This window comes from Pelomonas sp. Root1237 (genome assembly GCF_001425055.1).
Classification (GTDB): Bacteria; Pseudomonadota; Gammaproteobacteria; order Burkholderiales; family Burkholderiaceae_C; genus Pelomonas.
Window position 1 is genome coordinate 851,817 of the sequence record NZ_LMDK01000012.1, and the last position, 25,814, is coordinate 877,630.

The 25,814-nt window shown below is 67.7% G+C and carries 21 protein-coding genes; 17 read left to right on the plus strand and 4 right to left on the minus strand.

The window, feature by feature from the left end; all coding sequences use genetic code 11:
- Nucleotides 1-28: 28 nt before the first annotated feature.
- The 11 genes from ASC91_RS11705 to ASC91_RS11755 all read left to right on the plus strand — a co-directional run bounded on the left by ASC91_RS11705 (nt 29) and on the right by ASC91_RS11755 (nt 16,496).
- Nucleotides 29-1,483, plus strand: coding sequence for a serine hydrolase (locus ASC91_RS11705; protein ID WP_162247774.1), 1,455 nt, complete (start codon nt 29-31; stop codon nt 1,481-1,483).
- On the plus strand, nt 1,480-2,433 hold the full coding sequence (locus ASC91_RS11710) for an MBL fold metallo-hydrolase (RefSeq protein WP_056196733.1): 954 nt from the start codon (nt 1,480-1,482) through the stop codon (nt 2,431-2,433). The genes ASC91_RS11705 and ASC91_RS11710 overlap by 4 nt, the downstream gene beginning before the upstream one ends.
- Nucleotides 2,408-2,998 (plus strand): methylated-DNA--[protein]-cysteine S-methyltransferase, encoded by a 591-nt coding sequence (locus ASC91_RS11715; protein ID WP_235531961.1) that lies wholly within the window; start codon nt 2,408-2,410, stop codon nt 2,996-2,998. The genes ASC91_RS11710 and ASC91_RS11715 overlap by 26 nt, the downstream gene beginning before the upstream one ends.
- A gap of 15 nt (nt 2,999-3,013) precedes the next feature.
- Nucleotides 3,014-4,246 carry a DEAD/DEAH box helicase gene (locus ASC91_RS11720; RefSeq protein WP_082532614.1) on the plus strand — a complete coding sequence of 411 codons (1,233 nt, stop codon included), beginning with the start codon at nt 3,014-3,016 and terminating at the stop codon, nt 4,244-4,246.
- 3 nt (nt 4,247-4,249) lie between these two features.
- Nucleotides 4,250-4,729 (plus strand): CYTH domain-containing protein, encoded by a 480-nt coding sequence (locus ASC91_RS11725; RefSeq protein WP_056196735.1) that lies wholly within the window; start codon nt 4,250-4,252, stop codon nt 4,727-4,729.
- A gap of 226 nt (nt 4,730-4,955) precedes the next feature.
- A complete protein-coding gene (locus ASC91_RS11730) occupies nt 4,956-7,400 on the plus strand; it encodes a TonB-dependent receptor (protein ID WP_162247775.1) in 2,445 nt (814 codons plus the stop codon).
- A 157-nt stretch (nt 7,401-7,557) separates the two neighbouring features.
- Complete coding sequence (locus ASC91_RS11735) at nt 7,558-9,153, plus strand: ABC transporter substrate-binding protein (RefSeq protein ID WP_200955262.1); 1,596 nt, start codon at nt 7,558-7,560, stop codon at nt 9,151-9,153.
- 8 nt (nt 9,154-9,161) lie between these two features.
- Complete coding sequence (locus tag ASC91_RS11740; RefSeq protein ID WP_157281476.1) at nt 9,162-12,371, plus strand: response regulator; 3,210 nt, start codon at nt 9,162-9,164, stop codon at nt 12,369-12,371.
- 105 nt (nt 12,372-12,476) lie between these two features.
- The gene (locus ASC91_RS11745; RefSeq protein WP_056196745.1) at nt 12,477-13,031 is read left to right on the plus strand and encodes a hypothetical protein; all 555 of its coding nucleotides are present in this window, start codon (nt 12,477-12,479) and stop codon (nt 13,029-13,031) included.
- A 117-nt stretch (nt 13,032-13,148) separates the two neighbouring features.
- A complete protein-coding gene (locus ASC91_RS11750) occupies nt 13,149-15,224 on the plus strand; it encodes a TonB-dependent receptor (protein ID WP_056196748.1) in 2,076 nt (691 codons plus the stop codon).
- A gap of 201 nt (nt 15,225-15,425) precedes the next feature.
- The gene (locus ASC91_RS11755) at nt 15,426-16,496 is read left to right on the plus strand and encodes a type II asparaginase (protein ID WP_235531977.1); all 1,071 of its coding nucleotides are present in this window, start codon (nt 15,426-15,428) and stop codon (nt 16,494-16,496) included.
- Between the two features lie 85 nt (nt 16,497-16,581).
- On the opposite strand, the gene ASC91_RS11760 is transcribed toward ASC91_RS11755, so the two are convergent.
- Nucleotides 16,582-17,574 (minus strand): recombination-associated protein RdgC, encoded by a 993-nt coding sequence (locus ASC91_RS11760; RefSeq protein WP_056196754.1) that lies wholly within the window; start codon nt 17,572-17,574, stop codon nt 16,582-16,584.
- Nucleotides 17,575-17,678: 104 nt separating this feature from the next.
- Nucleotides 17,679-18,338, minus strand: coding sequence for a DsbA family oxidoreductase (locus tag ASC91_RS11765; protein WP_157281479.1), 660 nt, complete (start codon nt 18,336-18,338; stop codon nt 17,679-17,681).
- A gap of 99 nt (nt 18,339-18,437) precedes the next feature.
- Between ASC91_RS11765 and yghU the strand changes: the two genes are divergently transcribed.
- From yghU to ASC91_RS11795, 6 genes are read left to right on the plus strand one after another with little or no spacing between them, the layout of a single operon-like run.
- Nucleotides 18,438-19,319: a glutathione-dependent disulfide-bond oxidoreductase gene (yghU, locus tag ASC91_RS11770; RefSeq protein ID WP_056196759.1), complete on the plus strand. Its 882-nt coding sequence runs from the start codon at nt 18,438-18,440 to the stop codon at nt 19,317-19,319.
- On the plus strand, nt 19,316-19,945 hold the full coding sequence (locus tag ASC91_RS11775; protein ID WP_056196762.1) for a glutathione S-transferase family protein: 630 nt from the start codon (nt 19,316-19,318) through the stop codon (nt 19,943-19,945). Before yghU ends, ASC91_RS11775 begins: the two co-directional genes overlap by 4 nt.
- Before the next feature lie 36 nt (nt 19,946-19,981).
- Nucleotides 19,982-20,320: a hypothetical protein gene (locus ASC91_RS11780; protein WP_056196765.1), complete on the plus strand. Its 339-nt coding sequence runs from the start codon at nt 19,982-19,984 to the stop codon at nt 20,318-20,320.
- A gap of 35 nt (nt 20,321-20,355) precedes the next feature.
- Complete coding sequence (locus ASC91_RS11785) at nt 20,356-20,805, plus strand: hypothetical protein (protein ID WP_157281482.1); 450 nt, start codon at nt 20,356-20,358, stop codon at nt 20,803-20,805.
- Nucleotides 20,802-22,295 carry an ATPase domain-containing protein gene (locus tag ASC91_RS11790; RefSeq protein WP_056196771.1) on the plus strand — a complete coding sequence of 498 codons (1,494 nt, stop codon included), beginning with the start codon at nt 20,802-20,804 and terminating at the stop codon, nt 22,293-22,295. Before ASC91_RS11785 ends, ASC91_RS11790 begins: the two co-directional genes overlap by 4 nt.
- Entirely contained in the window at nt 22,292-23,914 is a 1,623-nt protein-coding gene (locus tag ASC91_RS11795) for a diguanylate cyclase domain-containing protein (RefSeq protein ID WP_056196774.1), read from the plus strand. Before ASC91_RS11790 ends, ASC91_RS11795 begins: the two co-directional genes overlap by 4 nt.
- A 57-nt stretch (nt 23,915-23,971) precedes the next feature.
- Here the strand turns inward: ASC91_RS11795 and ASC91_RS11800 are convergent, their stop codons facing one another.
- A complete protein-coding gene (locus ASC91_RS11800; protein ID WP_056196778.1) occupies nt 23,972-24,952 on the minus strand; it encodes a succinylglutamate desuccinylase/aspartoacylase family protein in 981 nt (326 codons plus the stop codon).
- The gene (locus ASC91_RS11805) at nt 24,949-25,800 is read right to left on the minus strand and encodes a PIG-L deacetylase family protein (RefSeq protein WP_056196781.1); all 852 of its coding nucleotides are present in this window, start codon (nt 25,798-25,800) and stop codon (nt 24,949-24,951) included. The genes ASC91_RS11800 and ASC91_RS11805 overlap by 4 nt, the downstream gene beginning before the upstream one ends.
- Between the last annotated feature and the right edge of the window lie 14 nt (nt 25,801-25,814).

Below are 25,814 nucleotides of genomic sequence, written 5' to 3' on the forward strand. Positions count from 1 at the left end.
CGGCGAGCATGTGAGCATGCATCCTTCCATGACCCGAACCGCCGCCCTGGCGCTGTGCCTCGCCGTGGCGGGCAGTGCCCATGCCGCACCCTGCAAAGAACAGCCGGGCGCTGCCGCCCGCCGGCAAGCCGTCGAGCAGGGCCTGCTGCCTGCGGTGGTGTTCGACGGCGAAGAGCAGCCGCGGACGCTGGCCGCTCGCATGGCCGAGCACGGCGTGCCCGGCCTGGCCGTGGCGGTGCTGCGCGGCGGTGAGGTGGACTGGGTGGCCGTGTACGGCCGCCGTGCGATGCAGGCGCCGGCTGTCAGTTGCGCCACGCTGTTCCAGGCCGGCTCACTGGCCAAGCCCGTCACGGTGCTTGCCGCGCTGCGCCTGCAGGACGCTGGCCGGCTGGACTGGGACCGCGACGTCAACGGCCTGCTCACGTCGCTGCGCCTGCCTGCGGGCCGGCAGACGCCCGATCACCCCGTCACGTTGCGCGGGCTGCTCGCGCACACCGCGGGCATCACGCCGGGGGGCTACCCCGGCTACGCCCAGGCCGGCCCCGTGCCGACAGTGTTGGAGGTGGCGACCGCGGCACCGGGCACGAACACGCCGCGGCCCGAGGTCGTGCTGCCGCCCGGCGAGCAGCTGCGCTATTCCGGCGGCGGCTACACGCTGGCCCAGATCGCCATGCAGGACAGCCAGAAGCTGGCCTTCGAGCCGCTGATGCAGCGCTGGCTGTTCCAGCCGCTTGGCCTGCGCCATGCCACGTTCGCACTGCAGCGCCAAAGCGCCGGTGGCGATGTGGCGGCCGGCCACCAGGGCGACGCCGCGCCGGTACCGGGCGGCTGGCTGCACCTGCCCGAAAGCGCCGCGGCCGGCCTGTGGTCCGACGCGGGCGACCTCGCCACGCTGCTGACGGAACTGCGCAAGGGCTGGCAGGGCCGCAGCCAGGTGTTCCGCAAGTCCAGCATGCGCGCGCTGCTGGACACGCCCGTCGAGGGGCACCTCTATGGATTCAGGCTTATCGGCGAAGGGGAACAGCAGGTCCTCGTCCACTACGGCGGCACGACGGGCTACAACGCCGGCATGGCCATCAACCTGCACACGGGTGATGGTGTCGTCTACCTGGCTAACGCCGATGCGGGCCGGGCGCTGAGCGCTGAACTGCTGGCGGCCGTGTCACGCGCCTATGGCTGGACGCAGTTCCGCGAGACGCGCGTGCGCCGGGCTGCCGTGGACGAGGCGGCTCTGCAAGGCCTCGCTGGGCGCTACCTGTTCGCCGCCATGGGGGTGCGCGTGCAGATTGAACAGGCCAAGGCGCAGCTGACCCTGGTGTTTCCCAACGGTGACCGTCTGGCGCTGACGCCCATCGCCGCCGATGGCGTGCCGCTGCAGTTCATCCATCCCACCGGCGTGCGCGTTGGCTTCCAGCGCGGTGAGGCCGGCGCGGTGACGATGCAGCTCTATGGTGACCAGGGTGTGCGCGAGAACTCGCCATGACGAAACTGCGGCGCGCGTGGGCCGCCGTGCTGTGCCTGGCCGCCGCGGCGGCGGTGACGGCGCAGCCGCTCGCGCTCGGCGTCGTCCTGGTGCCCGGTGGTTTCGAGGCTGGCCGCCAGCCCGACGGCAACAGCCTGCTGCTGCAGGGCGATCAGGGCTGGCTGCTGATCGACAGCGGCCGCCACCGCGCTCATGCCGAAGCGGCGCTCGCGGCGGCGGGCGGGCAGGTGAGGGCGGTGCTGAACACGCATTGGCACCTCGACCACCTCGGCGGCAACGCCTGGTTGCGTTCGCAAAGGCCTGGGCTTGAAGCCTGGGCGTCGCCCGCGGTAGCGAAGGCGCTGGCGGCCGATGGCTGGCTGGACCGCTACCGCCGCCAGCTGATGGAGGCCATTCCCACGGCACCGGCCGATCAGGCGGCCGTCATGCGCGTTGACCTCGAACTGCTGAACCAGGCTGCGGCCCTGCGCCCCGATCGTGAGATTGGGACAGCCTCGGCCCGGACCATCGCCGGCCGCCGCCTGCAGATCGGCATCGAAACCGCCGTCAGCGGTGGCGACTTGTGGGTGTTGGACGCGGCCACCGGCACACTGGCCGCTGGCGACCTTGTCACGCTGCCGGTGCCCTTCATGGACACCGCCTGCCCACCCGCCTGGCGCGAGGCGCTGGCACGCCTCTCCGCCCAGCCTTTCCAGCGCCTGGTACCCGGCCACGGTCCGGTCATGAGTCGCGCGGACTTCGAACGTTGGCGCGGCGGCTTCGAGGCCCTGCTGGACTGCGCCGACCAGGGCCTGCATCCCGGAGCCTGCGCCGCCGTCTGGCGTTCACGTGTCGACACGTGGCTGGACGATGCCGGCCGAGCCCGCGTCAATGGCATGCTTGGCTACTATTTCAAGACCCTGCTGCAAGCACCGACCGAACAACGTGAGCGATTTTGTCGACGACCCTGACATCGGCCCGGTCCTGCCTCTGGACGAGGCCTTGTGGAGCCACAGTTTTGACACGGCACTGGGCCGCTGCGGCGTTGTCTGGAGCGAGCGCGGCATCGTCGCTTCTCTGCTGCCTGATGCCAGCCCGGCGCGACTGAAGCGCCGACATCCCACCGCCGAACTGACGACGGAGCTGCCCGCCCACATCGCCCATGCCGTCGATGGCATTCGCGCACTGCTGGCCGGCGAGGCGCGTGACCTGAGTGACATCGCCCTCGACGAGCGCGGCATCCCCGAGTTCCGCCGCCAGGTGCATGCGCTGACCCGCGCCATCCCGCCCGGGCAGACCCGCACCTACGGCGAGATCGCCACGGCCCTCGGCCAGCCCGGTGCGGCGCGCGCGGTCGGCCGCGCCGAGGGCGACAACCCGTTTCCGCCCATCGTGCCCTGCCACCGCGTGATGGGCGCAGGCGGCGAGCCCACGGGATTCTCGGCGCCGGGCGGCGTGGAGACCAAGCGGCGCATGCTGCTCATCGAGGCCCGCGCCGTCGGCCAACTCGCGGGCGATCAGCAGAAGTTGTTCTGACCGCGACAATCGCGCATGTCCTTTTCTTCCCTGGGCCTCTCGCCCGCTCTGCTACGCGCTGTGCGCGAACAGGGCTATCACGCGCCGACCGCCGTGCAGTCAGCTGCGTTGCCTCCCATCCTGGCCGGTGCCGACGTGCTCGCGCTGGCGCAGACCGGCTCCGGCAAGACCGCTGCCTTTGTGCTGCCGCTGCTGCAACGCCTGGTCGCCGCGCCGCCTCGCCCAGGCCCGCGTGCGTTGGTGCTGGCGCCGACGCGTGAGCTGGCCGCCCAGACGGCCGAGCTGATGCGCAACGTCGCCGCGCTGCTGATGCACCGGCCCAAGGTGGCGCTGGCCTTTGGCGGCGTGTCCATCAACCCTCAGCTGATGGCGCTGCGCGGCGGCTGCGACGTGATGGTGGCCACGCCGGGCCGCCTGCTGGACTTGATCGACCACAACGGCCTCACGCTGGCCGGCGTGGAATGCCTGGTGCTGGACGAAGCCGACCGGCTGCTCAACGCCGGCTTTGCCGACGAGTTGCAGCGCGTGCTGGCGCTGGTGCCCGCACGGCGCCAGACCCTGCTGTTCTCCGCCACCTGCCCGCCTGCCGTGCAGGGGCTGGCCGAGCAGTTGCTGCGCGAGCCGGTGCGAATAGCCATCCAGGAAGCGCCGCCGCAGATCACGCAGCGTGCCATCCAGCTCGACCGCGCCCAGCGCCTGCCCGCACTGCGGCAACTGCTCAAGGATGAGGCCTGGGATCGCGCGCTGGTCTTCGTCGCCAGCCGCTACACGGCCGAGCTCGTATCGGACAAGCTTTTCGCCCATGGCTTCAAGGCCGGCGCCTTGCATGGCGAGCTGAGCCAGGGTGCACGCAGCGACGTGCTGGCGGCGCTGAAGAACGGCAGCGTCAAGGTGCTTGTCGCGACCGACGTCGCCGCCCGCGGCCTGCACGTCGATGCGCTGGACGCGGTCGTCAACTACGAGCTGCCGCGCTCGGCCGCCGACTACACCCACCGCATCGGCCGCACCGGTCGCGCCGGCGCCACCGGGGTGGCAGTCAGCTTCATCTGCGCAGACAGCGCCGAGAACGCCGAGAGCCACTTCCGCCTCATCGAGAAGCGCCAGGGCCAGCGCGTGCCACGCGAGCGGCTGGAGGGCTTCGAGCCCGGGGCAGTCGCCACCGAAGCCCAGGCCATCGGCGGCATCAAGAGCACGACGCGCAAGAGCAAGAAGGACAAGCTGCGCGAGGCCGCGGCGCGTGGGGAATGAGCGATGGGCATTGAGATCGAACGCAAGTTCCTCGTCACCGGCGACGGCTGGCGCCAGCCGGCCGCGGCGCAGACCCGCTTCAGCCAGGGCTATCTGAGCCGTGACCCGGCCCGCACGGTGCGCGTGCGCATCGCCGGTGAACAGGCCTTCCTGACCATCAAGGGTGCGACCCAGGGGGCCACGCGGGCCGAGTTCGAGTACGAGATTCCGCTCACTGACGCCCGACAGCTGCTGGCGCTGTGCGATGGCCCGCTCGTCGAGAAGATCCGCCACCTGTGCCCGCATGAGGGCATGACCTGGGAGGTTGACGAATTCCTGGGAGCCAACGCCGGCCTCGTGGTCGCGGAGATCGAACTGGCAGCCGAGGGCCAGGTCTTTGCCCGGCCTGACTGGCTGGGTGCCGAAGTGACCGGCGACGGCCGTTACGTCAATGCCAACCTGGCGGTGAACCCGTTCACGCGCTGGGGCGCGGTCGACAGCTAAGGAGCGGCTGGCGACGCCAGGCAACGGCGTGGCTTGAGGCGGGCGCGATGGCCCCGCCATCCTGGTGTGGCGGTCCGACTCTCGCGTGCCTACACTGCAAGAGTTCGGCGATACATCTGGAGACAACGTGAAACACGCTCCAACGCTCCGCCCGAGGCTCCCGCAGACAGTAGTCGCGCTAGCCACTCTAGCGATGGTCGTCGCCGCACACGCGCAGGACACGCCCTTGAGCGCTGGACCTGCCGCCAGCGCCCCCTCGTCCGCAGCGACAGCCCCGTCGACGCCCCAGGCTGCCAACCGCCTGAGCCTGGATCGGATGGTGGTCACCGGCACGGGTGTGGCCCGCCGCAAGTTCGACACGTCTTACGCCGTTTCGAGCCTGTCATCTTCGGACATCGACAAGCTCGGGCCGCTGAACACGGCGGATCTCCTCGGCCAGGTGCCGGGTGTGCAGGCCGAAGCCACCGGCGGCGAGGCCCAGAACATTTATCGCGTGCGCGGCATTCCGAACGAGTCGAACTTCTTCACGTTCCAGGAAGACGGCATGCTCATCTACGGGGAGAACGACGGGTACTTCTTCAAGGGCGACGTCATGGTGCGCCCGGACCTGATGACCCAGAACGTCGAAGTCGTCCGTGGCGGGCCAGCGCCGATATTTGCGGACAACGCGGCCGCCATCCTCAACCTGATCACGCGCCAGGGCGGTGAAGTGGCGGAGCACGGCGCCCGGCTCACGCTGGGCGACACCGGCCTGTATCGCTTCGACGGCTTCGCCTCCGGCAAGCTGGCCGACCGGACCTACTACGCCTTCGGCGGCTTCTACCGCAAGCACCGGGGCTACCGTGACAACGGCTTTCCCAGCGACACCGGCGGCCAGTTGCGGCTGAACATCCGGCACAGGCTGGACAACGGTGAGGCCAGGTTTTTTGCCAAAGTCTTCGACGACAGCAATGTGTTCCTGCTGCCTATTCCCGTGGCAGACCCGCGCGATCCGTCCAAGTCGCTGAACCCCTACATCGACTACTTCAAGGGCACGCTGAATTCGCCGTATCTGCGCAACGTCAAATTCATCTACCCGACCGTGGGCGGCGCGGGCAGTGCCACCGAATCGCGTGACCTGTCCAACGGCCGGCACCTGCGCTACTTCAACACCGGCGTGGATCTCAACCTCAATCTGGGTGGATGGCAGCTCAGCGAGAAGCTGAGGCTGACGAAAGGCAAACTCGACTTCGATGCCTTGTACTCGACCGTCAACCCGGCGGACGCCAACACCTTTGCCGCCAGCTTCCTGACTGCCTCACGCGCGGCGTTCGGTGCCGGCGTCAATCGCCTGGGCTACACCTACGCCGGCCAGTCCGCGGCCTACGACCCGTACGGCGCATCGGGTCTGGTCGCGCAGGCGGGCTACCGCTCGATCCAGAACGACTTCAACACCATCGCCAACGACCTGCGCGTGACCCGTGACTTTGAACTTGCAGGCCGGCACAGCCTGACTGGCGGCCTGCTGCTGTCGCGCTACAAGTCCACGATGAACCTGCGCTTCCAGGACTTGCTGCTGGAGTTGGCCGGCAAGCCCCGGCCGCTGGACCTGGTCGCCTATGACGCCGGCGGCGCCGTGCTGGGCCGCGTCACCGACAACGGCGTGCTGCGCTACTCGTCCACGCTGATCGGCGGCGAGTCCACGGTCACCCAGACATCGGTCTACCTTGCCGACACCTGGAAGCCGGCGCCGCAGACTGCGCTGGATTTCGGTGTCCGGCGCAGCGGCTACAAGGGTGACGGCTACAGCAAGAACACGGCCCGGTACGACCTGGGCAACGCCGCCACCCTGGCCGACAACTCGACGCTGGGTTACACCGGCGTCAACGCCCCGCGCCCGATTGACGGCCACCCGACTTCCTGGACCGTCGGTGTCAATCAGGAGCTCACGCGAGCCATGGGCGTGTATGCGCGCGCCTCCGTGGCCTACCGTCTGCCGGGCGAAATCAACGTCTACACATTCGCTGCGCCGACGACGACCAAGGCCAAGCAGTACGAGGCCGGCTTGAAGTACTCGACCGAGCCGTTCTCGGCTTTCGCCACCGTCTTCCTGAGCCAGTTCAAGCCCTTTGCGACGACGGTGGCCGAAATCAACCCCGCCACTGGAACCATCACGAATCAGGTCTTCATCGGCGACGTGAAGAGCCCTGGCGTGGAGTTCGAATTCTCGTGGCGCCTCATTTCAAGTTTCACGTTGGACGGCGCTGCGACCTACAGCCCGGCCAAGTCCGGCAACATGGTCAGCGCTGCAGGCAACCAGTCACTGACGACCGAAGGCAAGTTGCCCATTCGCCAGCCCAAGGCCTGGGGCAATATCCGTCCCACTGTCCACTTCGCCGTGGCGGACTGGCAGGCCAGCGCCTACGCCCGCTTCAACTTCACCGGAAGGCGCTACGTCGATCTGCAGAACACGACGGCGCTGCCGGCCTACCAGACCCTGGCGCTGGGCACGTCGGCCAGCAGGGGCGGCACCACCGTGCAGTTGATGGTGGACAACGCCACCAACGCCAAGGGCCTGACCGAAGGCAACCCGCGCGCCGATGCGGTGGCCGGGCAGGGTTCGGCCGATGCCATCTATGGCCGACCGCTGTTTGGCCGCAATGTTCGCCTGACGCTGACCCAGGATTGGTGACTCGAGCGGCACAGGGGCCGGTACGGCCAAACACCAATCCGCGGACTGGAGATGTGGAATAGAGTGGGATCGAGGTTGGTGAGCACGGCTTGGCCCGATTCGGTGGATTGCGCAAGGCCCTCGGATGTCGACGCACCCCCGGCCTCATGGAGGCGACATGACTCTGAGCAGGCTCATGGGTGCATGCCTGGTGCTGTTGACCGGCTGGATCCCGCTGGCACAGGCCGCTGACGGCCCGGAGGCCAACGCGCCCGTCAGGCCCGAGAGCACCACCGTCACGGTTGGCCAGGCCAACGATGTCCCCGTGCCGCGTGTGCTGCCAGCCTGCGCGCCGGGTACGTGCCTGTTTGCGGGTCAGAAGGTGACGGTGATCGCCACCAAGAGCGCGATCAGCGTGGCGCTGCTCGAAGTGAAGCAGGAGTTCGAGGCGGCCACCGGTGCTCAACTCGACATCGTGCGCTTGGCCGGTGTGGAGCACTACCCGACCATCATCTCGGACATGACCAACCACACCGGCAAGTACGACGCGTCGATCGCCGCTGCCTGGTGGGTCGGCGACATGGTGGCTGGCGGGCACCTGCTGTCGTATGAGAAGTTCTACAACGACCCGCGATTTCCGAAGTGGGACATCGACGACGTACTGCCCGGCCCGCGCACCCTGCTGTCCTACGGCGGCAAGAAGTACATGGTCGCCTACGACCACGACGGTCAGGTGCTGTACTACCGGCGCGACCTGCTGAATCACCCGCGGCACCAGGCGGCGTTCAGGCAGAAGTACGGCTACCCGCTGGCGGTGCCGCAGACCTGGGCGCAGTTGCGCGACGAGGTCGAGTACTTCAACGGCCAGGACATGAATGGCGATGGCACGCCGGATCACGGCATCGTGCTGGCGCTGCAGCCGGGCAGTCAGGGCATGTTCAATTACATGACGCTGTCGGCCTCCTTCGTCATCGGCCCCACCAATGCGCGGCTGTACTGGTTCGACCCGCAGACGATGGAGCCGCTGATCAAGAGCCCCGGCCACGTGCGCGCCCTCGAGTTGTTCGTTGAACTGGTGAAGTTCGGCCCGCGCGAAATGCTGACCTGGAACCATGGCCGTGGCTGGGACCATTTCCTGGCGGGCCGCGCGGCGTTTGCGCTCACCTGGGGCGACCTCGGCGCGCTGGCTCAACAACAGGGCAGCAAGGTCAGGGGCAAGACTGGCGCTGCGCCGGCGCCCGGAACGCACGCGTACTACGACATAGCGCGGGGCAAATGGACCAGCACCGCAGGCGTCAACCAGGTCGGTAATACCAGCGGCGCTTCCTGGGCCGGCGTGATTTCCAAGTATTCGAAGGTGCCCGAGGCCGCGTACTTCCTGCTGGCGCTGCTGGCGGCGAAGGAGAAGTCGCAGGTCTATGCGGCGCGGGGCTGGGACGGCGTCGATCCGGGGCGCAAATCCCAGATGCTGCCGCCTGAAGGCACGGGCAGCCTGGCGCCGTATCTGCGAGCGAACTGGGACCCGGCCGACGTCCGCGACTATCTCAGCGCGTTCGAACGCACTTTCAGCAACAAGCAGCAGATCCCCTACCTGCGAATCCCTGGAACCTACAGCTATGTGCTGGCGCTGGATCTGCGCCTCATGCAGGCGGCGGCCGGTCAATTGAGTCCGGCAGAAGCGCTCGAGGCCGCTGCCGTCGATTTCGAAGAGATCACGATCCGGCTCGGCCGCGAGCGGCAACGAGAGGCGTATCGAACTTCACTGGGCTATTGATCACGGGCATGCGCTGGAATTTCCGGGTAGCGTCACTGGGCATCGGCACCAAGCTGACCGTCGGCGTCGGGGTCCTCGTCGGGCTGACGCTGCTGGTGGTGGCACTCGCCATCCTGGCGGGCCGCAACGCCAGCCGGGACATCGAAATCAGCGAAGGCCTGCGGGCGCCGGCCTCGCGGGCGTCGGCCCAGGCGCAGGAGGCGCTGCTGAGCATGCAGCTGCACCTGCGCGGCTTCCTGGTGCTCTCTGACCGCGAAGACATCGGGCACTACCACGCGGCACGCGGGGCGTTCGAGAGTGCGCTGACATCACTGGAGGAATTGGCCGACGGCTGGGAGGAGGGCGAGCGCAAGCAGGTGCAGGCCTTGAACGAGCGTTACGCGCGCTGGAAACGCCTGCCGCCACAGCTGTTCGAGCTGCACGAGGACACCTTGCGCAACCGGCCGGCGCTGCGACTGTCGAGCATGGACGTGCAGGCGCAGCGGGTGCGTGTGCTGGCCGAGACCGAGGCCATGATCAAGTTGCAGAATTCGCGCCCTGCCGACGCGGTGAACCGCGAAGTGCTGGCGGAGATGCTCACCTTCCAGAGTTCGTTCGATGTGCTGGCCACCAACGTGATGGCGTTCGGCGCCTCGGGCGAAGGCAACTTCAGGCTGACGTACAGCTCGCAGCTGGTCACCAATGCGGCCTTGTGGGACGGGCTCTACGCCCGTCGCCCCTTGCTCACGGCTGCGCAGCGCGCTCACCTGGACCGCATCGCAGCGGCGCGGGCCGCGCTGACCGAGCTGACCCTGCGCATCCGCACGATCCAGGACAGCGCGCGTGCCTACGAGGACCTCTACCTGTATCGGACCGAGGTCGTGCCGCAGGCGCAAGGGCTTCTCGACCTGCTGCACCAGATCACCGCCGAGCAGCAGGCGCAACTGCAGACCGAGCTGTCGCGGGCTCGGGACAGCCTGGCCCGCTCGCGTGCCCAGACGGCTGTCGGTGGCCTGGCTGCGCTGGCATTCGGTGCAGCCTTGGCGTTCCTGCTTCGGCGCAGCATCGTCGGGCCGGTGCAGCGCCTGACCCAGGTGGCGGCACGGATCGCCGCCGGAGACCTCACCGCCCAGGCGCCCGTCGAAGCGCGCGACGAGACCGGCATGCTGGCCACCAGCTTCAATTCGATGACGGCCCGCCTGGCCCACACGATTGCCGACCTCGAAGCCGCGTACAGCGAAGCGCAGCAGGCCAAGAACGTCGCCGAGCTTGCCAACCAGGCCAAGAGCAGCTTCCTGGCCAACATGAGCCATGAAATCCGCACGCCGATGAACGCGATCCTGGGCATGTCGCACCTGGCGCTGCAAAGCGGCCTCAACCCGCAGCAGCACAACTACATCCAGAAGGCGCATGCGGCGGCGGAATCGCTGCTGGTCATCATCAACGACATCCTCGACTTCTCCAAGATCGAAGCCGGCAAGCTCGACATCGAGACGATCCCGTTCAGCCTTGGCGACGTGCTGGACAACCTGAGCAATGTGGTGGGCCTGAAGGCCGACGAGAAGGGCCTGGAGCTGCTGCTGGACTTGCCGCTCGCGGTCCCCCGGGCACTGGTGGGCGACCCATCGCGCCTGGGCCAGGTGTTGCTCAACCTGGGCAACAACGCCGTCAAGTTCAGCGACAGTGGCGAGGTCATCGTCGCCGTGAAGATGGTGGAACGGGACGGCGAATCGGCCCGGCTGCGCTTCACCGTGGGTGATTCCGGCATCGGCATGAGCCCTGAACAACTGCAACGCCTGTTCCAGCCCTTCACGCAGGCCGATGCCTCGACCAGCCGGCGCTATGGCGGCACCGGCCTCGGGCTGGCGATCAGCCGCCACCTGGTGAAACTGATGGGCGGCGAGCTCACCGTCGAGAGCGAGCTGGGCCGCGGCAGCCGTCTGCACTTCGAGCTGCATTTCGGGTTGCAGCCCGGCGCTGCGGACGCAGCCATGGACACCAGCCTGCGCGGCACGCGTGTGCTGGTCGTCGACGACAACGCCGCCGCGCGCGAGCTGCTCGCGACGATGTGCGGCACGCTGGGCCTGCAGGTCGATACCGCCGCTGGCGGCGAAGAAGCGTTGCACCGGGTGATGCAGGCCGACGCGGGCGACGCACCCTTCCAATTGCTGCTGCTCGACTGGAAGATGCCGGGCATGGACGGCGTGGCCTGTGCGCAGGCGCTGGCCGAGCAGACCGAGCTGCGCCACCCGGCACCGCTGGTGATGCTGGCCACGGCCTTCAGCCGCGAAGAGGTGAGGCAGCGCCTGGCCGAGCACAAGCTGCGGGCCGGCGCGCTGCTGACCAAGCCGGTCACGCCCTCGACCTTGCTGGATGCCTGCGCTGCCGCACTCGGACGCTCGCTTGCCGTCCCCACGCGCAATGCGCGGCGCGAAGAAGCCCAACTCGACCATCGAAAGGCGCTGGCCGGTGCCCATGTGCTGCTGGTCGAGGACAACGCGATCAACCAGGAACTCGCCGTCGACCTGCTCAGCCGCGCCGGTATCGTCGTCAGCGTCGCCGGCAATGGCGAGGAAGCGCTGCGCAAGCTGGCCAGCGAGCGTTTTGATGCGGTGCTCATGGACTGCCAGATGCCCGTCATGGACGGTTATGCAGCGACGCGGGCGTTGCGCCAGCAGCCGGCGCTGCAGGCGCTGCCCGTGATCGCCATGACCGCCAATGCGATGGTCGGCGATCGTGAAGCCGTCATCGCGGCGGGCATGAACGACCACATCGCCAAACCGATCAAGGTCGATGAGATGTTCGCCACCCTCGCGAAATGGGTCAAGCCGAGCGGTTTGGTGGTGGTGGGCAACGACAGCAGCGCCGACGCGTTGCAGGCACTGAACGGCATCGACGCGCATTGCGGCTTGGCCAATGTCGGCGGCAACGGCGTGCTGTACCGCCGTGTGCTGAGCATGTTCCGCGACCGCGAGGCCGACTTCGCGCAGCGTTTCAACGCCGCACGCCGTGCGGGCGACGCCGACGCCGCCATGCGTGCCGCGCATGACCTCAAGGGCCTGTCCGGAACGCTCGGCATGCATGCGGTGCAGGCCGCTGCCGCTGCGTTGGAGCGGGGGTGCCTGCATGGCGCGCGCGACGCCGAGGTGGACGCCATGGTGCATGACGTGGCGAGCCACCTCGACAAGGTCGTCGACGAGCTCCGGGCCGTCGAGAGTGAGACCGCGCAGGCCGCGTGATCGTCATTGCCAGGCTGCGGCGACGCCTTCAGTGAATCCGGCCACCGATGGCCCACGTAGGACAAGCAAGCGAATGTCATACGCGGGAAATGCTGGTGCCCGAAGATGCGTCGCCTGGCCTGCGTCCGCCTCGGTCCCTTCGTCATCACGCCCGTGCCATCCACCCTGTCATCGCTGCTCCATCGAACGCGTGCTGCCGTCCTGGTGCTGCTGCTCGTCGTGTTGCCGCTCCAGGGTATGGTGCAACTCGTTGCGGGCCTCCAAGGTCACAGGCATGTGCATATCGGCACGGCGACTCGGCATGACGCCGTGCTGGCGGGCCTGACCCAGCCACTGCGCGCCCTGCTGGACCATCTGCACGCCGCACAGGACCCGCGGCTGCAGGGCTCCAAGCGCTCTCAGGTGCTGAGCAATGGGCATGGTGCGGAAATGCACGAGCATGGGGGCGTCTTTCACAATCACTCCCAGCACGACGCCGACGTGCTCGAGGTCGGCGATCCGGCTGACGACACCGCCCAGAGCGCTGTGACGGCCTTCCTCGCCTGGCTGCCGGCAGGCTTGACCTTGCCGATGGGCGAGGGCGGCGATCACCCTGCCGCGACCCACCTCGATTGGCGCGACCGTGTCGTCGCGCCGCCGTTGACCCCTCCTCGCGGCTGATCGACAGGCGCCTTCGCGTGCCATGGCGCTTGCTGCGCCAATCCGATCCCCTGACTTCCGCCCGTCCTGACCGGACCCAGCGGTGCCTGCGTGCGCACAGGCTTGCCGAGAACTCCCATGTCCAAACATTGCCGCTGCCAGCCGACGCTGCTGGCCGTCGCCTGCCTGCTCGCCGCCTCCGCAGCCCGGGCCGAACCCTCAGCCGTGCTTGAAAAGGTCGAGATCACCGGCCGCCATTACGACAACGCCATCGGCAGCACCGATGCCGCGTCGCAGGGCACCATCCGCGCCGAGCTGCTGAAGAGCCGCCCCGCATTGCGACCGGGCGAGGTGCTGGAGTTCGTGCCCGGCCTCATCGTCACGCAGCACTCGGGCGACGGCAAGGCCAACCAGTACTTCCTGCGCGGCTTCAACCTTGACCATGGCACCGACTTCGCCACCACCGTCAACGGCCTGCCGGTCAACATGCCGTCCCACGGCCACGGCCAGGGCTATTCGGACCTGAACTTCCTGATTCCCGAACTGGTGGACCGCATCGAGTACCGCAAGGGCCCGTACTTTGCGAAGAACGGCGACTTCGCCGCCGCCGGCTCGGCCGACATCGCCTACCGCAACACGCTGGACGAAAGCTTCGCCGCATTGACGCTGGGCCAGCGCCAGTTCCAGCGCTTTGTCGGCGCCGGCTTCACGCACCTGGGCGACATGCATCTGCTGGGCGCCATCGAGGTGCAGCACAACGACGGGCCGTGGCAGTTGCCCGAACACCTGCGCAAGACAAACGGTGTGCTGATTCTTTCGGGTGGCACGCGCGCCGAGGGCTGGAGCACGAGCCTGATGACCTATGACGCCCGGTGGACCTCGACCGACCATGTGCCCGAGCGTCTCATCACAGCCGGCAGCTTCAACGGCCAGCCCTTCGGCCGCTTCGATGCCATCGACAAGAGCGACGGCGGCGAGACGCGCCGCAGCAGCCTGTCCGGTGAATGGCATCGCAATACCGGCACAGAGGCCACCAACGTCGCGGCCTATGCGATGAACTACCGGCTCAAGCTCTTCTCCAACTTCACCTACGCGCTGGAGCGCCCCGATGACGGCGACCAGTTCCTGCAGCAGGACAAGCGCAGCGTCTACGGCGTGAACGCCAGCCACGCCGTCGACCACCGCCTGGGCGACCTGCCGGCCCGCAGCGAGATCGGCCTGCAGCTGCGCCATGACCGCATCCGCGTCGGCCTCCACGACACCGTAGAGCGCCGCATCACCGCAACGACGCGCGACGACGAGGTACGCGAGACCGAGCTTGGCGTCTACGGCCAGACCTCGGCCGAGCTGACGCCCTGGCTGCGCGGCGTCGTCGGCCTGCGCGCGGACGAGGCGCGCTTCAAGGTGCATAGCTACAGCAACGCCCCCAACTCCGGCAGCGCCTCGGCCCACCTGCTGTCGCCCAAGTTCTCGCTGATCGCCGGGCCGTGGGCCAAGACTGAGTTCTTCTTCAACGCGGGCCGCGGTTTTCACAGCAATGACGCGCGTGGCACGACGGCCACCATCGACCCCAAGACCGGAGACGCGGTCGACAAGGTGCCGGGTCTTGTCGCGGCGCGCGGCCTGGAGCTGGGTGCACGGACCGAATGGGTGCCGGGCCTGCAGAGTTCGGTCGCGATCTGGAAGCTGGACTTCGACTCCGAACTCGTCTATGTGGGCGACGCGGGCGCGACCGAGGCCACCCGGCCCAGCAAACGTCATGGGCTTGAGTGGAACAACCGCTATGTGCCTGTGCCCTGGTTGCTCATCGACGCCGACCTGGCCTGGACGCGTGCCCGTTTTGCCGATTTCGACCCCGCGGGCAACCGCATTCCCAATGCCGTCGACAAGGTCGGATCGATCGCCGTCACGCTGCGCGACCTTGGTCCCTGGTCGGCCAGCCTGCAGTGGCGTTACCTCGGCTCGGGCTCGCTGGTCGAGGACAACAGCGTGCGCTCGCGCTCGTCGCTGACGACGAATCTGCGCGTCAGCCGCAAGCTGTGGGACAAGGCCGAGCTGACGGTGGACGTGTTCAACCTGATGGACCGCAAGCTCAACGACATCGAGTACTTCTACGAGTCGCAACTGCCCGGCGAGGCGGCGTCGGTGGCCGACCGTCACGTCCACCCGGCCGAGCCGCGCACGGTGCGGGTGACGCTGAAGATGGGGTTCTGAAGAGACGACGATGCGCGCGTTGCTGCCCCGCTGCTGATCCGGGCTCTTGAAGCGCTTTTGCACGCGGCCCGGCCGGGCAATGCACTGGAGTCATGCGCCTTCCGAAAGCACGAATGCCGGATCGGTATTCATGCTGACCCGTTTCTCGCATCTACTCGCGCTGGTTTCTTTACAACCAGAGGAGAACCCTGCATGCAACCCATGACCTTCGGCCTGCGCGCCGCCTGCGCCGCGCTGCTGGCGGCCAGCGCCTTCGCCGGCTTGCCGGCGCTGGCCCAGACTGCCAAACCCACCGTGGTGATCGTCGCCACCGGCGGCACCATCGCCGGTGCTGGCGCCTCGGCGTTGAACAGCGCCACCTACCAGGCTGCCAAGGTGCCGGTGGACAAGCTGATCGCCGGTGTGCCCGAACTGGCCAGCGTGGCCAACGTGCGCGGCGAGCAAGCCTTCCAGATCGCTTCCGAGAGCTTCACCAACGACAAGCTGGTGACGCTGGGCAAGCGCGTTTCCGCGCTGCTGAAGGACCCGGAAGTGGGCGGTGTGGTCGTCACCCACGGCACCGACACGCTGGAAGAGACCGCCTTCTTCCTGAACCTGGTGGTCAAGAGCGACAAGCCCATCGTGGTGGTCGGTTCGATGCGGCCGGGCAGCGCGATGTCGGCCGACGGCATGCTGAACCTGTACAACGCGGTGGTGGTGGCGGCTTCGCCCAGCGCCAAGGGCAAGGGCGTGCTGATCACCATGGCCGACGACATCCTGTCCGGCCGTGACACAGCCAAGCGCGTGAACATCAAGACCAGCGCCTTTGGCAGCCAATGGGGTTCGCTGGGCATGGTGGTCGAGGGCAAGACCTTCTGGTTCCGCAGCCTGGCCAAGCGCCACACCGTCAACTCCGAGTTCGACATCGACACCATCGACGCGCTGCCGGACGTGTCCATCGTCTACGGCTCGGGCAGCATGAACATGGCGCTGTACGACGCCGCGGCCACGCCGGGCGTCAAGGCCATCATCAACGCCGGCACGGGCAATGGCTCGGTGCCCAACTACGCGGTGGACAAGCTCAAGTCCATCCGCGACAAGGGCGTGCTGGTCATCCGCTCCAGCCGCGTGGCTGACGGCATCGTGCTGCGCAACGCCGAACAGCCCGACGACAAGTACGACTGGGTGGTGGCCCACGACCTGAACCCCCAGAAGGCGAAGATCCTGGCCGCCGTGGCCCTGACCAAGCCACAGACCACCGCTGAGCTGCAGCGGATTTTCTGGGAATATTGATCTGGAGCGTGGGCGGCTGACGGCACCGTTGTGGCGTGCCTGCCGGTGCGCGCCAAGCTACCCAAGCGATCCGACGCCTGGGGTGTCACCAGGGCGGTGACTCACTGAGTGCGTCCTCAGGCACATTCGCCGGCAGAGAGGCGATGGCGGGCGCGGGCGCTGAGGCGGGCGCACCTGCCGCGGCGAAGTCATGCTCGCCGCCCAGGCCTTCGATGAGCGCCGGGATCAGCCGGCCCAGTTCGCCGGTCGCCAGGGCCGCGTCGGCGTCGAAGGCCTCGTCGCCGCTGGCTTCGGGCCGGCCTTCAAAAGCCAGGTCCAGGAAGCTGATCTTCTTGATCGCGAAGCCCTCGGTCAACGTGAAGGCAACGCGGTCGTTCCAGCTCAGGGCCAGGCGGGTCGGCATCTTGCCGCTGGTCAGGTGGGCGCGGACCTCGTCGATGTCCAGCGGGTGGCGGGCATAGCGCACGACGGGCTTCTCGTCATCGCTGCCTTTGAGTTCGCATTCGCGCTCGATCTGGAAGCCCTCGGGCGTGACGCCGTCCAGCAGCCACGCGGCCATGCAGGCGGCGGGGCTTTCGGCCGTCTGCACCAGCTGCAACGACAGGCCCTCGGCCGCCTGGATCAGCAGCGTGACGACCTCGTCGGCGCGGCTGGCGGAGCCGGCATCGACGAACAGCAGGCGCTGCTCCGGCGCGATCCAGACGCGCGTGGCCGAGGTCTTGGTGAAGGCGCGCGGCAGCAGCTCGTGCGTGGCCTGCTCCTTCATGTCCTTCTTGGCCTTCTTGCCGGGTTTGCGGCCGGTCTGGGCCTCGATCTGCTCGGCGAGCTCGTCGATGCGCTCCTGCACGACGGAGGAGGGCAGCAGGCGCTGCTCGCGCTTGAGCTTGAGCAACCAGTGGCCGTCGATGACTTCGACCAGGGGTGCGTGCTCGACGTCCCGCGGCGGGGCCCAGCCGACGGCCAGGGGCTGCGTCGGGGCGCAGGACAGGAAGGGTTCCTTGGCCAGCTTGTCGGCCAGTTGGGTGGCGTCGGGCTGCCAGCCCTCGCCGATGCGGTAGACGATGAGGTTCTTGAACATGGGCTCGATACAAACAAGAAACCCGCCAGCGGCGGGCTTCGCAAATAGGCAGCGATCAGGCCGCGATTGTCTCAGGTCGCGCGGCGGCGCCGGCGAGGGGTGGGTCAGGCCAGGTGCGGTTCGTCCATGACCTGGCGCAGCAGCTTCTCGAACACCTCGACCGATTGGCCGCCCTGGATCAGGTGGCGCTGGTTGACGATGACGGCCGGCACGGCATGGATGCCCTGGGCGTGCACCTCGGCCTCGGCGGCAGCCACCTCTTCGGCGTAGCGCGTGCCCGCCAGCAGTTCGCGCGCCTCGGCCTCGGGCAGGCCGGCGGCGGTGGCCAGGCTCAGCAGCACTTCGTGATTGGATACATCACGGCCATCGGTGAAATAGGCCTTCAGCATCGCCACCTTCAGCGTGCGCTGCACGGCGCCGCCAAAGGCTTCGTCCGCCCAGTGCAGCAGGCGGTGGGCGTCGCGCGTGTTGTAGATGCGGCTGCGCGCGCCGGGTCGGAACTCGAAGCCCAGCGCCGCACCGCGCTCACGGATGGCCTGGCGCGTGCCGGCCAGCGCCGCGGGGCTGGCACCGTATTTCTCGGCCAGATGCTCCTCGATGTCCTGGCCTTCGGGTTTCATGCCGGGGTTGAGCTCGAAGGGATGGAAGTGCAGGTCCAGTTCCAGCCCGGGGATGCGGGCCGCCGCCGCTTCCAGCGAATACAGGCCGATGGCACACCAGGGGCAGACGATGTCGGAAATGAAGTCGATACGCATGAATGGCATTTTCGCGGGCATCGAGATGCCCCTCAGGTTTGCAGGCTTGACCGAGGTGTGACCGGCTTTTGCGCTAGCGTTGCCGGGTTTGCATCCTGGAACGCCTGCATGACCGATCCAACAACGACCGACTACATCCCGCCCCAGGTCTGGACCTGGAACAAGGCCAGCGGCGGCCAGTTCGCCAGCATCAATCGCCCCATCGCCGGCGCCACCCATGACAAGGCGCTGCCCGTTGGCCGCCATCCGCTGCAGCTGTATTCCCTGGGCACGCCCAATGGCGTCAAGGTCACCGTGATGCTGGAGGAACTGCTGGCGCTGGGCCTCACCGGCGCCGAGTACGACGCCTGGCTGGTGCGCATCAACGAGGGCGAACAGTTCGGCAGCGGCTTTGTCGAGGCCAATCCCAATTCCAAGATTCCGGCCCTGGTGGACCACAGCGGGCCAGAACCGGTGCGGGTGTTCGAGTCGGGTGCCATCCTTGTCTACCTGTCGGAAAAGTTCGGTGGCGCCTTCTTGCCCGAAGGTGGCGCGGCGCGCGCCGAGGCGCTGAGCTGGCTGTTCTGGCAGATGGGCAGCGCGCCCTTCCTGGGCGGCGGCTTCGGGCACTTCTACGCCTATGCGCCCACCAAGCAGGAGTACCCCATCGACCGCTATGCCATGGAGGTCAAGCGCCAGCTCGATGTGCTGAACCGCCGGCTGGCTGAAGCGCCGTATCTGGCGGGCGAGGCCTACAGCATTGCCGACATGGCCATCTGGCCCTGGTATGGCGCGCTCGCCAAGGGGCAGCTCTACGGCGCGGGTGAGTTCCTGTCGGTGCACGAGTACACCCACGTCATCCGCTGGGCTGACGAGGTCGCCCAGCGCCCGGCCGTCAAGCGCGGCCGCAAGGTCAACCGCACCTGGGGCGAACCCGGCAGCCAACTGCACGAGCGCCACGAGGCCAGCGACTTCGACACCAAGACGCAAGACAAGCTGGCGGCGCCATGATCACGCTCTACGACTGCGCCACCGCGCCCAGCCCGCGCCGCGCGCGCATCCTGTTGGCCGAGAAGGGGGCGCCGCACGAAACGGTGCAGGTCGACCTGCGCAATGGCGAGCAGATGGGCGAGGCGTTCCGGCGCATCAACCCGCAGTGCACGGTGCCGGCGCTGGTGACGGAGGAGGGCGCCGTGCTGACCGACAACGCCGCGATTGCGGCCTACATCGAGGCGCGTTTCCCCGAGCCGCCGCTGCTCGGCCGCAGCCCGCTCGACAAGGCCGAGATCGCGGGCTGGCAGTGGCGCGTCGAGTTCGAGGGCCTGCTGGCGATTGCCGAGGCATTCCGCAACAGCAGCCCGGCCATGGTCAACCGCGCGCTGGCGGGGCCGCTGGACTACGCGCAGATCCCGGCGCTGGCCGAGCGCGGGCAGGCGCGGGTGCAGGCCTTCTTTGCGATGCTGAACGCGCATCTGGCGGAGCGCGACTTCATCGCCGCTGGCCAGTTCAGCATTGCCGACATCACGGCCGTTGTGGCGGTGGACTTTGCGCGGGTCGTGAAGGTCAAGCCCGGTGACGAGCATCCCCATCTGCGGCGCTGGCGAGCGGCGATGGAGATGAGAGGCACGATGGCGTAGGCCATCGATCACCGTCAGACATTGAAAGGCAGCACCATGGGAGCGGACGCATTCATCGCCTTCTACGGCATCAAGTTCGGGCTTGACCCTGACGACGAGGAGGGGCTTGACGCCTGCGATACGGGCAGCGATGTCCGTTGCCAGAAGGCGAGGTCGGTCGGGCTGGAAACCTACACGGGACGCATGACGGACGGTGAAGACTACTTCCTGTACATCGGCACAAGGCTGGCCTCACTGGGCATCGAGCATGATCAGTACGTGACGCAATCCGTCGAGCAGCTCTCTTCTCTCGCCGCTAACGTCATGGCCAAGCTGAGGGCGGCGGAGTTTCCGCAGTCGCCCGAGCTTCACTTCCAGTTCGTCGGTCAGTACTAGCCACGCGGGGGGGGGGTACCATCCGTCAGTCCGCATTGCGGCAACTGATGGGGTCGTGCATGTCAACTGGACCGCAACGCATCGAAGCGGTCCTGGCACGTCAGCTCGCAGAGGGCGCCAGTGCGGCGGTGATTGCCGACGCATCCTGTGAGGTCTGGCGCCGGATCGACGCCGCCTTGTCACCCATCGTCGGGCGCCATGGCGTCTCAGCGCTGCTCAAGCGCAGCCTGCACCTCACGCGAACCGCTCATCCTGCGCTGGCCGCCGCTGCAAATGCGGATGCCCGCCCCGGCGATTTCCGTGCATTGCGCGCGGTCCTGGCGGGTCAGGCCAGCGCCGAAGCCGCCGCGCTGAATGCCGCGTTGCTGGGTACCTTCTACGACCTCCTGTCCAGCCTGATCGGCGCCACGCTCACGGAGCGGCTGCTGGATCCCGTATGGGCACCCCCTTCCACCGACGCGCCCGCACAGGACTCCCAGACATGACCACCGCCAAAGCAACCATCAACCGCCTGGCCACAGGCGTGCAGGGCTTGGACCAGGTGCTGGGCGGTGGCCTGCCGGAGTTCTCCTTCAACATCATTGCCGGCCCGCCGGGCTGCGGGAAGACAACGTTGGCGCACCAGATGATGTTCGCGCTTGCCACGCCCGAACGACCGGCGCTGTACTTCACCGTGCTTGGCGAACCGCCGCTGAAGATGCTGCGCTATATGCAGCAGTTCGAGTTTTTCGACAGCGACGAGGTCAACCGTTCGATCTACTTCATCAACCTGGCCGACGACACCGCCGCCGGGGATCTGGACAAGGTGCTCGAAAAGATCGTTGCCGCCGTCGAGCAACATCGCCCCGGCCTGGTCTTCGTCGACTCCTTCCGATCGGTCATGCTGGCCAGCCAGGGCAACGGCAACAGCTACATCACCTTGCAGCATTTCGTGCAACAGCTCGGCATGTTGATGACCAGCTGGCAGGCAACCACCTTCCTGATCGGCGAGTACTTCACCGACGCCGATCCCAACCCCGTCTTCACTGTCGCCGACGGCCTGATCTGGCTGCGCCAGAGCACCAAGCGCAACTCCGTCGTGCGCAATATGGAAGTCATGAAGTTGCGCGGTCAGGCGACTTCGCCCGGCCTGCACACCTTCCGCATCGGTTCTGACGGCATCACTGTCTTTCCGCCCGTGCTGCAGTCGTTTCCGCCCGTCAATGCGGGCGCTGAAACAGGCGAGCGGCTCAGCATCGGCGTGCCGGACCTTGACGCCTTGATGGGCGGCGGCCTGCCACGCGGCTACTCACTGCTGGTGGCGGGGCCCTCAGGTTCGGGCAAGACCATCCTGGCCTCGGCCTTCCTTGCAGAAGGCGCAGGGCGCGGCGAGACGGGCGTCATCGCCTCCTTCGAGCAGCGCCCAAATCTCTCGCGCACGCCGGCGGTGGCCGAGCTGATCGGGAGCGGCCGCGTCGGGCTTGTGGACACGCAGGCGGCCGGCATGTCGGTCGACGAACTGTCGATTTTGCTGATCGCGGAGATCCAACGCCTGGGCGCGAGCCGCGTGGTCATCGACTCGCTGTCGGGCTTCGAGCTCGCGCTCGCGCCAACCTTCCGCGAGGATTTCCGCGAGTCGCTCGCGCGCATGGTCACCGCACTGGCCAGCACCGGCGCCACGCTGTTGATGACGTCGGAGCTGGAAGACCGCTATGACGACCTGCGCTTCAGTCCCTATGGCACGGCCTTCCTGACCGACGCCATCATCGTGCAGCGGTATATCGAGGTGGACAGCCGCCTGCAACGCGTGCTGGCCGTCGTCAAGGTCCGCGCCAGCGCGCACTCCAACGAGCTGCGCCTGTTCCACGTCAACGACGAGGGCATCCAGATCGGCGCAATGCTGGAGGGCTATGAAGGCCAGCTGGCCGGCCGGCCAACCCGCCAGGCAGGGGCTCCGGCGCCTCCTGCGTCATTTCGAGCACCGAAGCCGCCGTGAGCGACGACGCCCATCCGCCGCGGGCGCCACCTGCCCAAGCACAGCAGCCTGACGAAGACGTCGGTGCCATCCGTGCGGAACTCCTGCGCCTGCGGCAAGACCTCGAAGAAGTGCAGCAGCAGTTCAGCGCCACGCAGACAGCGCAACTGCGGGACGCGAACGAGCAACTGGTGCTGGCGGTGATGCAAGCCGAGGCGATTGCCGAGGCGGCGACGGACAAGTTGATGGCGATGACGCGCATCACCCAGCGCGATGCCCTGACCGACACGCCCAATCGCGCGCTGATGCTGGACCGGCTGCAGACAGCGTTGTCGATGGCCAAGCGCCGGCACACTCGCAGTGCGGTGCTGTTTGTCGACATCGATCGTTTCAAGCACATCAACGACAACTTCGGCCATCTGATCGGCGACGAGGCACTGAAGCTGGTCGCCCTGAATCTTGGGATGGCCGTGCGCGATTCGGACACCGTCAGTCGCCACAGCGGTGACGAGTTCCTGGTGCTCCTCGCCGAGATATCGAAAGCCGGTGACGCCGCCCAGATTGCGCTGAAGATGCTGCACGGGATTGCTGCCATCCGCATCGACAGCCTGCCCGCGTTCAGGGTCAGTGCCAGCGTCGGCATCGCGATCTACCCCGATGACGGTCGTACGGCCATGCAGCTCATCGACAAGGCCGATTCGGCCATGTACCGCGCCAAGAAGATGGGCGGTGCCATGTTCCAGTTCCACGGCGCAGAGGACGTGCCTGACAGCGGGCACGTGCCGGACTTCGGCGACACGCACGGTCTCGGGACGCAGCCTGTGCCGCTGGATGCAACGCCCAGCCCGGATCTCCACCGTCATGCTTTGCGTGACGCCAACGAGCAATTGCTCCTGTCAGCGCTCGCATCCAGGGTATCGGAGGAGCGGGCCATGGGCGCGCATCAGCAGCATGTCATCCATTTGGCGATGGTCGCGCACGAATTGCGCAGCCCACTCGCACCACTGAGCAATGCCGCGGAGTTGCTGAGTCGAGCCCGCGGTGATGAAAGCCGGCATGCGTGGCTGCAGGAGGTCATCAAGCGGCAGGTCGCGCACATGACCCGCATCGTCAATGACTTGCTGGATGGATCTCGCGCCGAGACAGGCAAGTTCCATCTGGTTTGCGGCAATGTTGACTTGGTGGAGATCCTTGGCGAGGTGGCCCAGTCCTGCCAACCGGCGATGGACGAGAAGCATCAGCGCCTGCGCGTTTCTCTTCCACAAGGCCCGCTGAACGTGCATGGCGATCCCGTGCGGCTCGAGCAAGTTTTTCGGAATCTGCTCGACAACGCGGTCAAGTACACGCGTGACCGGGGCCACATCGCCCTCACGGCTGCCGTGATCGATCGCGTGATCTCGGTCACCGTGTCGGACAACGGCATCGGCATCGTGGCCGAGGCGCTGCCGCATGTATTCGACTTGTTCGTGCAAAACGAGCATGCGATGGCCATGCACCACGGCGGCCTGGGCATTGGCTTGGCGGTGGTGCGCGAGCTCGTAGAGGCCCATGGCGGCACAGTCGTGGCCGTCAGCGCGGGCCATGACAAGGGCAGCGAGTTCATCGTCAAGCTGCCCCTGGCCGCGCTTGCCACGCCTTGAGTGGGGACGCAAGGCCGGCATACAGCAGGCGGCCTCGATGGCGGAGCTGCCCCGCGTTCAACCGAGTTTGCGGTCGCTGGGCCGCGCCAGGTAGAACCACTCGGTTCCCGGCGCGGACTTGGTGTTCGGGAACACGATGCGCCCCTCGCTCGGTGCCAGCACGGCCTCGCCGCTGGCGCGGGTGCCGATGCGCTGGCCCTTCGCGATGGCGTCGAAGCTGGCCCAGCTCTGCTCGAACTGGTCGCCCTCGGCTTCGCGGTCGATGACGTCGTAGAGCTGCAGCAGCTCAGGTGCCTGTGTGGGGCGGTGCGCCCCGACGGCACTCTCGTCCAGCATGCCGAGGAACACCAGCGAGCGCAGGATGGCCAGGCGGGCAACCTCGGGGCCGTTCGGGTCCAGGTGCTGGCCGCACTCCAGCGTGATGGCCCAGCCGCCGGTGGAGCGCATGTACTCGGTGGTGCCGACGCCGTAGTGCGGGTCGGAGATCAGCGAGGCGCGGCGCGAGCCGTCGTGCTCGCGCTGCTGGCGGCGCTGCAGTCCCAGGGCATAGGTCGACAGCCAACCCTCGACGATGCGGCCCACGCCCAGGCGCGCGGCCAGCGCCGATTCGGTCGCCTCCTGAGAGAAGGGCTCCAGCTCGCCGCTGTTGTTGCGCGGGCCGATCATCGCGAACGCCGGGCCCTGGCCCTGGAAGCTGTGCAGGTCCAGGATGCCGTCGTGCTGCGCGATCAAGGCACAGAGCTGGCGGGCGATGCGGTCCTCGAAATCATGCGCGATGACCGGCGGGCGCAGGTTGCGGTTGAGGTTGCGGTCGCCTTCGCGGCGGTTCAGCTGGTGGGCCAGCGGGTTGACGATGGGCACCAGGGTCAGCGTGCCGCGCAGCAGCGTCAGCTCGCCGGCATCGAGCTGGCGAACGATCTCGGCCATGGCTTTGGTGCCATGGATTTCGTTGCCATGCACAGCGCCGGTGACGAGGAAACGCGGGCCAGGTTGCAGGCCGGCGAACTGGTGGACACGGATGTGGGTGGGCTGGTTCATGACTGGAGCAGGGCGGAAGACAGGGCCTTGTCGGCGGAGAAGACGCGGCGCGGCAGTTCGGCGGCGGGCTGGCCGGCGCGGTAGGCAACGAGGCGATAGAGGGTGGCGAATGCGAAGTCGGGCGGCTCCTCGCCGGCGCCCAGCACCAGCTCGCCACCGCGGCGCACGGCGTCGGCCAGGAAGGCGGGCAGGCGCAGGTGATAGGGGTTGCGCTCGATCTCGCCGGTGTGGCGCTCCAGCGCGGCGATGAGGCGGGCGGTGTCGGCGATATTGGTCTGCACCAGCGCATTGGGTGCCGACTGCGTGGACCAGAACTCGGTGTGGGCCAGCACCGCGTCCAGGCGTGCGGCGGCCAGCGCTTCGGCGACGAGGCGGTAGACGCCGCGGTGGCTGGGGTTGTCGTCCAGCGCATGCGGTGCCAGCACAAGGGCCGGGCGATGCCGGGCCAGCAGCGCGGCGATGGTGTCGACATGGACCTGCCACAGCTGCGGCTCGCGTTCGGCCGTGTCGGCGCGCACGTCCGACAGGCCGTCCTCGCCAACGCGGATGCAGTCGAAGCCCAGCACGCCGCAGGCGTCCTGCAACTCGACCCAGCGCGACTCGCGGCGTTCGGGGTTGCTGCCCAGGGTCACGGCGACATTGCCGACCCGCCAGCCGGCCTCCTGCTGAAGCCGCAGCGGCAGGGCGCCGACGATGCATTCATCGTCGGGGTGGGGCGCGAAGATCAGGCAATGGCCGGGGCTTGGCTCGCGGCCGGGCGCGGTCACGCGGTCGGGCGGGTTGCCCAGCAGCTCGGCAAAGCGGGAAAGGTGCTCGCGCCAGCGCGCGAGATCGGCATCCAGGGACATGCCGGCATCCTACA

Excerpts from the sequence above, each read along its gene's own strand:
- ASC91_RS11760 (WP_056196754.1), bottom strand. The coding sequence starts at position 17,574 with ATGTTCAAGAACCTCATCGTCTACCGCATCGGCGAGGGCTGGCAGCCC.
- ASC91_RS11780 (WP_056196765.1), top strand. The coding sequence starts at position 19,982 with ATGGGAGCGGACGCATTCATCGCCTTCTACGGCATCAAGTTCGGGCTT.
- yghU (WP_056196759.1), top strand. The coding sequence starts at position 18,438 with ATGACCGATCCAACAACGACCGACTACATCCCGCCCCAGGTCTGGACC.
- ASC91_RS11800 (WP_056196778.1), bottom strand. The coding sequence starts at position 24,952 with ATGAACCAGCCCACCCACATCCGTGTCCACCAGTTCGCCGGCCTGCAA.
- ASC91_RS11710 (WP_056196733.1), top strand. The coding sequence starts at position 1,480 with ATGACGAAACTGCGGCGCGCGTGGGCCGCCGTGCTGTGCCTGGCCGCC.
- ASC91_RS11790 (WP_056196771.1), top strand. The coding sequence starts at position 20,802 with ATGACCACCGCCAAAGCAACCATCAACCGCCTGGCCACAGGCGTGCAG.
- ASC91_RS11705 (WP_162247774.1), top strand. The coding sequence starts at position 29 with ATGACCCGAACCGCCGCCCTGGCGCTGTGCCTCGCCGTGGCGGGCAGT.
- ASC91_RS11755 (WP_235531977.1), top strand. The coding sequence starts at position 15,426 with ATGACCTTCGGCCTGCGCGCCGCCTGCGCCGCGCTGCTGGCGGCCAGC.
- ASC91_RS11720 (WP_082532614.1), top strand. The coding sequence starts at position 3,014 with ATGTCCTTTTCTTCCCTGGGCCTCTCGCCCGCTCTGCTACGCGCTGTG.
- ASC91_RS11775 (WP_056196762.1), top strand. The coding sequence starts at position 19,316 with ATGATCACGCTCTACGACTGCGCCACCGCGCCCAGCCCGCGCCGCGCG.
- ASC91_RS11750 (WP_056196748.1), top strand. The coding sequence starts at position 13,149 with ATGTCCAAACATTGCCGCTGCCAGCCGACGCTGCTGGCCGTCGCCTGC.
- ASC91_RS11740 (WP_157281476.1), top strand. The coding sequence starts at position 9,162 with ATGCGCTGGAATTTCCGGGTAGCGTCACTGGGCATCGGCACCAAGCTG.
- ASC91_RS11745 (WP_056196745.1), top strand. The coding sequence starts at position 12,477 with ATGCGTCGCCTGGCCTGCGTCCGCCTCGGTCCCTTCGTCATCACGCCC.
- ASC91_RS11735 (WP_200955262.1), top strand. The coding sequence starts at position 7,558 with ATGACTCTGAGCAGGCTCATGGGTGCATGCCTGGTGCTGTTGACCGGC.
- ASC91_RS11805 (WP_056196781.1), bottom strand. The coding sequence starts at position 25,800 with ATGTCCCTGGATGCCGATCTCGCGCGCTGGCGCGAGCACCTTTCCCGC.
- ASC91_RS11725 (WP_056196735.1), top strand. The coding sequence starts at position 4,250 with ATGGGCATTGAGATCGAACGCAAGTTCCTCGTCACCGGCGACGGCTGG.
- ASC91_RS11765 (WP_157281479.1), bottom strand. The coding sequence starts at position 18,338 with ATGCCATTCATGCGTATCGACTTCATTTCCGACATCGTCTGCCCCTGG.